The organism is Paracoccus yeei ATCC BAA-599 (assembly GCF_000622145.1).
Lineage (GTDB): Bacteria > Pseudomonadota > Alphaproteobacteria > Rhodobacterales > Rhodobacteraceae > Paracoccus > Paracoccus yeei.
On record NZ_JHWH01000050.1, the window covers coordinates 1 to 7,473 of the forward strand.

The window sequence follows — 7,473 nt, forward strand, 5'->3', positions numbered from 1 at the left end:
GATGACCGGTCATGGGGCGGGGCAGACCCGCCCGGTGTGGTCTTCACCTATGCGCCCGACCGCGCAGGCGAGAATGCAGAGCGCATCCTGCAGGGCTTTGATGGCATCCTGCAGCTGGATGGCTATCCCGGCTACAACCGCCTGACGCGCCCGTCCCGGACAGGTGGCGCGCCGATCATCGTCGCCCATTGCTGGGCACATGCGCGGCGCAAGCTGAAGGAGATCTTCGATCGCGACGGCTCCGAGATCGCGGCTGAGGGTTTGCGCCGGATCGCCGAGCTTTACCGGATCGAGGCCGATATCCGTGGCATGGGTCCCGGCCAGCGGCTGTCGGCCCGCCAAGTGCGCAGTGCGCCACTCGTAGCAGCCTTTGGCGAATGGCTGCAGCTGCAGTGTCGGCGCATCTCTGCCAAGTCTCGCCTCGGCGAGAAGCTGACCTACATCCACCGCCACTGGGACGGGCTGCAGACCTTCCTGCACGATGGTCGGGTCGAGATCGACTCCAACAGCGTCGAGAACCTGATCCGGCCGATCGCGCTGACCCGCAAGAATGCGCTCTTCGCCGGCCATGACGAGGGCGGGCGATCCTGGGCCCGCATTGCATCCCTGATCGCCACCGCAAAGGTCAATGGCATCGAACCCTTCGCCTACCTCAAGGCAACCTTGGAAGCCGTCGCCGCCAGTCACCCGCAGGCCCGGATCGATGACCTGCTGCCCTGGAACTTCAAGCCGTCAAGCTGAATGCAAGTGGGGCGCAGCCGCCGCTTACACCTGTCCTGCCTGTGGAGCGATCCGCGGCGTGTGGGGCCGCTCGGTCGAAAGCTGGCGCCAGGCATCGACCTTCATGCTCGGCGTGGCCGCATTCTTTGTCCTGGCCGGCATAGCTTTCGGCACTTGGGTGGCGTCGGATTACTCGACGACCTGGTTCGACGGATTGATCGCCTTCCTGTTCCTTTCGCCCTTCATGCTGTTCGCCGGCGGTGTCGGCCTGTTCCTGCGCTATGTGATCCCCCGGATGCAGGAGGGCTGGTATTGATGAGAGCCGCGAAGCGGAAACCGACTGCCGGCCCGAAGCGCACAATCTGTCTCAGCGCCGAGGCCCACAAACCCCTGCGGATCGAGGCGCTGCGCCGCGACATCACCATGAGCCAACTGATCGCGCAGGCGCTGGCCGATGCCGGCATCGACATTCCCCCGGAGGATATGGAATCATGCAGCACCTGTTCACCGCCGCGCTGATCGCCCTCGCCAGCCCGGCCCTTGCCGCCGGCTGGTATTTCGAGGCCTCCGTCGAGGGCGGCGCCGAATACTGGACCTTCACCAACGAGACCGGCGAGGTCAGCCCGCGGCGGGTGCGCGGCAACGAGATCTGGATCACCCGCACCGACCAGATGAACGAACTTGACGCCAACGGCACCTGCGACTTCAACAATTGCCGCGTCAGCGTGACGCTGGACGGCCGCGGCGCCGAGGCAGGTGAACGGGTCAGCATCCGGTTCTCGAATGGCGAGAAGCTGGATTTCGTGGCTGCCGGCGGCGATATCCTGCTGAGCAATTTCGACACGACCGGCATGGGCGCGACCTACCACTTCGTCCATAATGTGCGGCGGGCGGAATGGGTCGAGATCGGCTTCGGCGGCAAGCGTTACCGCTTCAGCCTCGCCGGATCGGCGGCTGCGCTGGATGCGATCCGGCCATGGATGACAGGAAACAACTGATGACCCCGCAACCGTTCAAAGGCGAACTGCCCGCCTCGATCTTCCAGCCAGATGAGGTCAAGGCGCGCAACTGGTGGGCCGCGCTGACCGAGCCGGAGCAGGAAGAGCGCATCTACGACCTCACCCAGGTGCTGGAATTCTACGGCATCGACCTGCCCGACAGCGATGAGCGCTGGATGATGGCCTGCTGGGAAAACGAATTCGCCTGACCCCGTCCCTACGGCCCGTCGTGATGCGAGCGGGCCGGGGTCAGGCTGCGCGCAAACCGCATTCCGACCGCCCCCACGAGACTGGGGCGGAATGGGGTTTGCGGCCGCCCATCGGGCGGCACTCCTTAACGCTGTCGCCGGTCAAGATACCCTACATCTCCATCGCGCTTTGACCGTGCTTGCGCTGCACTGTTGGTTGCCATGCACAAACCCGGAGATATGTAGCGGGCCTCAGTTGGGCTCCTTGAAGTCAACTCGGCAGCGGATAGAAATAGCAGCCCTCAAAATAACCTTGCAAATCGGGAATTAAACTCCATAATTGCAAGGATGTTGATTGAGCGCCGCATAACCAACACTCTAAAGTCCCTGCTGGACGACAGCCCCGCCGTTGCCCTGCTAGGGCCGCGCCAAGTGGGCAAGACCACGCTGGCACAGGAGCTGGGGGAAGAGCGACCGTCGCTCTACCTCGATCTCGAATCCAGCGCCGACCGGGCCAAGCTCTCCGACCCGGAACTCTACCTTTCGGCACATGAGGACAAGCTGGTTATCCTCGATGAGGTCCAGCGGGTGCCGGACCTGTTCCAGAACCTGCGCGGCCTCATCGACCGGGGGCGGCGCAAGGGGCTGCGGGCGGGTCGGTTCCTGCTGCTCGGCTCGGCTTCCATAGACCTGCTGCGCCAGTCGGGTGAGACGCTGGCGGGCCGGATCGCCTATGCCGAACTCGCTCCCCTCGATGCGCTCGAGGTTCCCACCGCCGATCTGGACCGGCTCTGGCTGCGCGGCGGCTTTCCCGACAGCTTCCTCGCCCGCGACGATCAGGCCAGCCTGCGCTGGCGGCGCGACTTCATCCGCACCTATCTGGAGCGCGACATTCCCGCCCTCGGTCCGCGCATCGCGGCCGAGACGCTTCGACGCTTCTGGACCATGCTGGCGCATCGGCAATCCGGCCTGTCGAACGCCGCCGAGCTGGCCCGCGCGCTCGGGGTCGATGCCAAGACCGTCGCCTCCTATCTCGACCTGCTGGTCGATCTGATGCTGGTGCGCCGCCTGGAGCCCTGGCACGCGAATATCGGCAAGCGGCTGGCCAAGTCCCCACGCATCTATGTGCGCGACACCGGCATCCTGCACGCCCTTCTGGGGCTGACGACGCTGGACGACGTTCTCGGCCATCCCGTTGCGGGGGCAAGTTGGGAAGGACTGATCATCGAGACCGCCCATGCCCTGATGCCGGAAGGGACGCAGGCCCAGTTCTATCGCAGCGGGGCGGGGGCCGAGGTCGATCTGGTGCTGACCCTGCCGGGCGGCGCGGTCTGGGCCGTCGAGGTCAAGCGCAACCTTGCGCCGAAGGTGGAGCGCGGCTTTCACTCGGCCTGCGAAGACCTGCAGCCCGCGCGGCGGATCTTGGTCTATCCGGGGGACGAGGTTTTCCCGCTGCCGAATGGCATCGAGGTGATGTCGCTGCATCAGTTCGGGCAGGATCTGCTGGCGCTTCATCCGTAAGCAATGCGGGCGCCCATCGGGCGGCGTCGCGGGATCGATCTTCTTCATGGGCGGGGAAAGCTGGGTACCGGGGCGCAGCGTCCGGTCCGACATTTTGCGGGTGGTGCTTTGCACCGGGCCCCGCAAAATAATAGTCGGTCACTAATATTTGGCGAAATCGCGAAAAGTAGGCCACTCTGGGCCATGGTCTACAGCCGGCGCAGGACTTGCAGCGATCAGATGCCGCCTGACAGGTCGTCCAGAAAGGGCTGTTCGTCAGGCATACGGCGGAATCCAGCAGCCCTGACCCGCGCCTGAAGCGCTGCAATTGGCCCGCCGACGTCGGTCAGAGCCAGCCTGTCGTAGAACCGGCGCTCATCCTGCCCCATCGCACGCAGGTCAGCGACCGCCGCCAGCGTGTAAAACCGGCGACAAGCGCGGACATCGAGACTTGTCGCCCTGGTCCTGCCGGCCGCGAGCCGCGCCAGGACCGGATAATCGCTGAGCAGATAAGTCATCTCCAGGCTCTCCATGCTCACAAGCGTATATGCCAATATTGCAATCCGCTCATCGGCACATGTCCCGTCACAGATGCCGTGCGCGACCTCAGCCCCGAGGCCAGCTGCCACCATTCGCCTTCCGTATAATTGCAGATCTCTCCAGATCGACCGTTGCCGCGATGGTGAAGGCAAGCGCCTTCATGCGCTGCGGCCGGCCATCTTGCGGGCAATGAACTGGTCGAGGTCGAAGCCCTCCGCCCGGCCGGAGTCCTCTCCGGCGATCAGGGCGTCCTGAAGGGCCTTTACCCTGGTCTCGTGCTCCTCCAGAAGCCGCAGCCCCGCCCGCACCACGTCGCTGGCCGAGCCATAGCGACCGCCCTTCACCTGCGCGTCGATGAAACTGACGAAGTGATCGCCGAGCGAAACCGATGTGTTGCGGGACATGCGGGCCTCCTGTGTGTCGATACCGGATATTACCAAGAAATCGTATCAGCTGCAATTGCCGGCTCTCCGCCGCCGGATGTGCATATTGGCATAAGCGCATGCTGTCATATCCCCCTCTGCGATGAAGCGTCTGGCCGAGAGTCGTGCGGATTCGTCAGCGCCTGCACCGCCCGCGCCTGATCCAGCCGCGCCCTGGCCTCGCCGGTGAAGGATTGCCATGCCGGAGAGGCCTCGATGACCCCGGCCAGGGTCGAGGCCGTGTAAGTCGTGCCGAACGCCTGCGTCGCCCTTTGCGCCACATAGGCCACGGTTTCCGGCCATTTCAGCCAGCGCGGACTGGCATCGGCGAGGCGATTGACCCAACCCGCAACCCCGCGCAGGAAGCCGGACAGACCGCCGAGCAACCCCGGACCTCCCCGTGGCTGGCGCAGGGCTTCCAGCCCGTCGCTGAGAACCGGCGCCAGCGCGTTGTGCATTTCACGGTTGCGATCCGCGTCGTGGTTCGTCCAGCTGCCCATCTGTCCGGGGGTCTCCAGCCGCTCCAGCAGCACCGGGTCGGGATCGATCTGCTGGATGGCGGCGATCACCCCGCCGGTCGCGATGGCATGCACCGTCTCGGCCTCCTGAAGCCGGCTGGCGACCGTGTCCTGCATGACCAGGTCGCGGCGGCGCTCTTCCTCGTCGGCAAGGCGACGAGCCTCTTCGGCACGTTCCACGGCAATCTCTGCGTCCTTCTGTGCCTTCAGCCGCTCCTGTTCGGCCTTCCACGCTGCCCGGTCCAGACGGCGGCGGCGCGGCCCCGTCCGGGCCTGCCCATGCTTCGCGCCGACCTCGGCATGATAGCGGTCCTGCCAGCCGCGCATCGCCTGCTTGTAGCTGCGCGACGGCGAGCCGGACCAGCCGTGATCGATCAACGCAACCACCTCCGAGGGCCGGATGCCTTCGAGGATGGTGGGCGGCTGCGGATCTTCGACATGCGGGCAGGCCCCTTCCAACCGCTCCGCCTCGTCTGCGATCTCTCGGACCGACCGGCTCTTGCTGTTGCCCTTGCGCGAATAGGTCTGCTTGTGCGCAAAGATCGACTTCCCAAAGCGGTCAGACATAACGCAATCCCTCGCTGAAGCCTGCGGCACGCACTTCGCTGCGGGAAACCAGCTCCAGATCCAGCGCCATGCGGACCTGCCTGACGCTCAGGGTCCGGCACAGGGGATGACAGGATTTGATCCAGTCGGCAGTTTTTGCCGCATGCGCCGGGGTCGGGTCAGGAGGTGATCCCGGCTCATCCTCGATGTAATCGCGCCAGCGGCCCGTCCTGAACCAGTTATCCGAAAAGCAGACCTTTGAGCGCGTATAGCCTGCGGTCTCCAGTGCATAGTGCTTTACAGCCGAGAGAAGCTTTTCACGCCCGACCTCCTGCATGGCTGCCTCGATGTGGTGCAGGCAGGCCGCTTCATTGCGACATCGGTCGGTTGGATAGGCCTTCAATATCTTCACAGATTCCGTCGCCGCCTCGCGTGCGCATGCGCGCGAAGGTGGTTTATGGATGGTTTCAGGATGGTTTGGGGTCCGCTGTGGACGGGGTACCGGGTCCGCAGCGGACCCCGTTCCGGGTTCACGGCAGACCCCGTCCTCTGTGGACCCCGTCTCATCATCGGGTTCGGCAATACCCTCCAGGGTGCGGACAGCGGCAAGGGAAATGCGATAGACGACGGTAAAACCGTTCTTGCAGGCGCGGCGGCCTGTCTCGATCAGGACGCCTTCGTTCAGGAATTCGTTGATCGTGCGCTTGACGGTGGTTTCGCCAAGCTCAGTGTGCCGCTGGATCGTCCCCTTGGAGCACCAGATGCCCGACCCGTCATCGCTGGCCTTGTCGGCCAGAAACATGATGATCTGCTTTCGGACCGGACTGCCGAAGCGCCGCCCGGCGCAAAGATTCGCAACCTTCCAGCTCATGCTGCACCTCCCCACGGGGTTGCGCGGCGGGAAGCTGTGACATAATCTTTGGACAGAAGACCTTTGACAGTGCCGTCGGATGGAGTGCCAGCTCCTCCGACGGTTTTCTTTTGCACACGCAAGGCTCGGAACTGCGGGACACCTGCGTCATCAATTGTGGCGCCCCTGATCACCCAGATCGTCGCTTCGTGGCTCATACCGACACCCCATCACAGACAAGGTTGCGGCCAGCTGCATCGGCCGGGCCGTTTACGGTCAAAGCGTAAGCCGTTGATTCATGGCCGTGAACAAAGCAGATACGTTTACAGGGATTGCCTTTGCTTTCAGCAACCGGGGCAGGATTGCAAATCCGTGAAGACCGGTTCGATTCCGGTACCCGCCTCCAATCTTTTCAATAGCTTGCGAAACTTTCGCGGTCATATCGGCCTCGACGTGAAACGAGCGTTGAAACATTAACGTTCCGCTCTTGTTCTGTTCTGCGCGGTTGCGGGCGTCCTGCGCACGCCGCGCCAGTTCGCGCTGGCGGACCCGGCCGCCGTATTTCTTCAGCATCTCCACGCCTGAATGACCGGTCATGGCCTTCACCATCTCGTCATCACAACCGGCCTGATAAAGCTCGATCGTCGCGTTCTTCCGTAGCCCGTGGGTGACGTAGCGCTGCGCCTCGGGATGCTTCATTGCGGCCTTGATCTTACGCATCTCCTCGGCCACCGTGCGGTAATCCGCAGGCCGGCCATCGCGGCCGCAGACAATCGTCAGCCCCTCTTTCGTGACCGTGCTCAGATAAGGCAGCCAAGCGATTGGTCAGCGGGACCAAAAGGGGCTTATTGGTCTTTGACCTGCCCCCCGGGTGGTTCCTCGTTCACAACGAGGGTCTACGGGTTTGAGATTGGTAGTCGGGCCGGTGGTTCTGGGCAAGCGCGCCGGGCGCGGAGCTCTCAAATTGCTCAAGCGTCCGGCGCGCCTCGAGCGGCGTCTGGTTGCCGAGCGATGAATGCGGCCTGACGGTGTTGTAATCGTAGCGCCAGAGCGCCAACTTGCGACGGGCGTCGTCCAGGGTATCGAAGATCTCCTCGTTCAGAAGCGCGGTCTTAGGAGCAAACGCACCATAGCGTTGACGCAGTGGGCTTTTGAGAACATCATGTGAACATGATGGCTCTGGAGGCCTCC

At 63.9% G+C, this 7,473-nt stretch carries 12 protein-coding genes; 6 read left to right on the forward strand and 6 right to left on the reverse strand.

The window, feature by feature from the left end; translation table 11 throughout:
* From tnpC to BU28_RS0117240, 6 genes are all read left to right on the forward strand, one after another.
* A partial coding sequence (gene tnpC, locus BU28_RS0117215) for an IS66 family transposase (protein WP_028720540.1) occupies positions 1-741 on the forward strand: 741 nt, incomplete at its 5' end.
* Positions 742-799: 58 nt separating this feature from the next.
* Positions 800-1,036 carry a zinc ribbon domain-containing protein gene (locus BU28_RS23570; protein ID WP_248616136.1) on the forward strand — a complete coding sequence of 79 codons (237 nt, stop codon included), beginning with the start codon at positions 800-802 and terminating at the stop codon, positions 1,034-1,036.
* Positions 1,036-1,239, forward strand: coding sequence for a hypothetical protein (locus BU28_RS0117225; protein ID WP_028720541.1), 204 nt, complete (start codon positions 1,036-1,038; stop codon positions 1,237-1,239). The genes BU28_RS23570 and BU28_RS0117225 overlap by 1 nt, the downstream gene beginning before the upstream one ends.
* Positions 1,212-1,718: a DUF1176 domain-containing protein gene (locus BU28_RS0117230; protein WP_028720542.1), complete on the forward strand. Its 507-nt coding sequence runs from the start codon at positions 1,212-1,214 to the stop codon at positions 1,716-1,718. Before BU28_RS0117225 ends, BU28_RS0117230 begins: the two co-directional genes overlap by 28 nt.
* On the forward strand, positions 1,718-1,927 hold the full coding sequence (locus BU28_RS0117235; RefSeq protein ID WP_024845602.1) for a hypothetical protein: 210 nt from the start codon (positions 1,718-1,720) through the stop codon (positions 1,925-1,927). The genes BU28_RS0117230 and BU28_RS0117235 overlap by 1 nt, the downstream gene beginning before the upstream one ends.
* Positions 1,928-2,254: 327 nt before the next feature.
* Positions 2,255-3,427 (forward strand): ATP-binding protein, encoded by a 1,173-nt coding sequence (locus BU28_RS0117240; RefSeq protein ID WP_036763346.1) that lies wholly within the window; start codon positions 2,255-2,257, stop codon positions 3,425-3,427.
* Between the two features lie 215 nt (positions 3,428-3,642).
* Here BU28_RS0117240 and BU28_RS0117245 read toward each other — a convergent pair whose 3' ends face one another.
* The 6 genes from BU28_RS0117245 to BU28_RS24965 all read right to left on the reverse strand — a co-directional run.
* Positions 3,643-4,038 (reverse strand): hypothetical protein, encoded by a 396-nt coding sequence (locus BU28_RS0117245; RefSeq protein WP_028720544.1) that lies wholly within the window; start codon positions 4,036-4,038, stop codon positions 3,643-3,645.
* 66 nt (positions 4,039-4,104) lie between these two features.
* Complete coding sequence (locus BU28_RS0117250; RefSeq protein WP_028720545.1) at positions 4,105-4,350, reverse strand: type II toxin-antitoxin system ParD family antitoxin; 246 nt, start codon at positions 4,348-4,350, stop codon at positions 4,105-4,107.
* Positions 4,351-4,454: 104 nt separating this feature from the next.
* Positions 4,455-5,453: a hypothetical protein gene (locus BU28_RS0117255; protein ID WP_028720546.1), complete on the reverse strand. Its 999-nt coding sequence runs from the start codon at positions 5,451-5,453 to the stop codon at positions 4,455-4,457.
* Positions 5,446-6,303 carry a hypothetical protein gene (locus BU28_RS0117260; protein WP_028720547.1) on the reverse strand — a complete coding sequence of 286 codons (858 nt, stop codon included), beginning with the start codon at positions 6,301-6,303 and terminating at the stop codon, positions 5,446-5,448. Before BU28_RS0117260 ends, BU28_RS0117255 begins: the two co-directional genes overlap by 8 nt.
* A 255-nt stretch (positions 6,304-6,558) precedes the next feature.
* Positions 6,559-7,002 carry a tyrosine-type recombinase/integrase gene (locus BU28_RS26465; protein WP_028720548.1) on the reverse strand — a complete coding sequence of 148 codons (444 nt, stop codon included), beginning with the start codon at positions 7,000-7,002 and terminating at the stop codon, positions 6,559-6,561.
* Between the two features lie 163 nt (positions 7,003-7,165).
* On the reverse strand, positions 7,166-7,473 hold a 308-nt coding region (locus tag BU28_RS24965; protein ID WP_248616137.1), incomplete at its 5' end, for a transposase.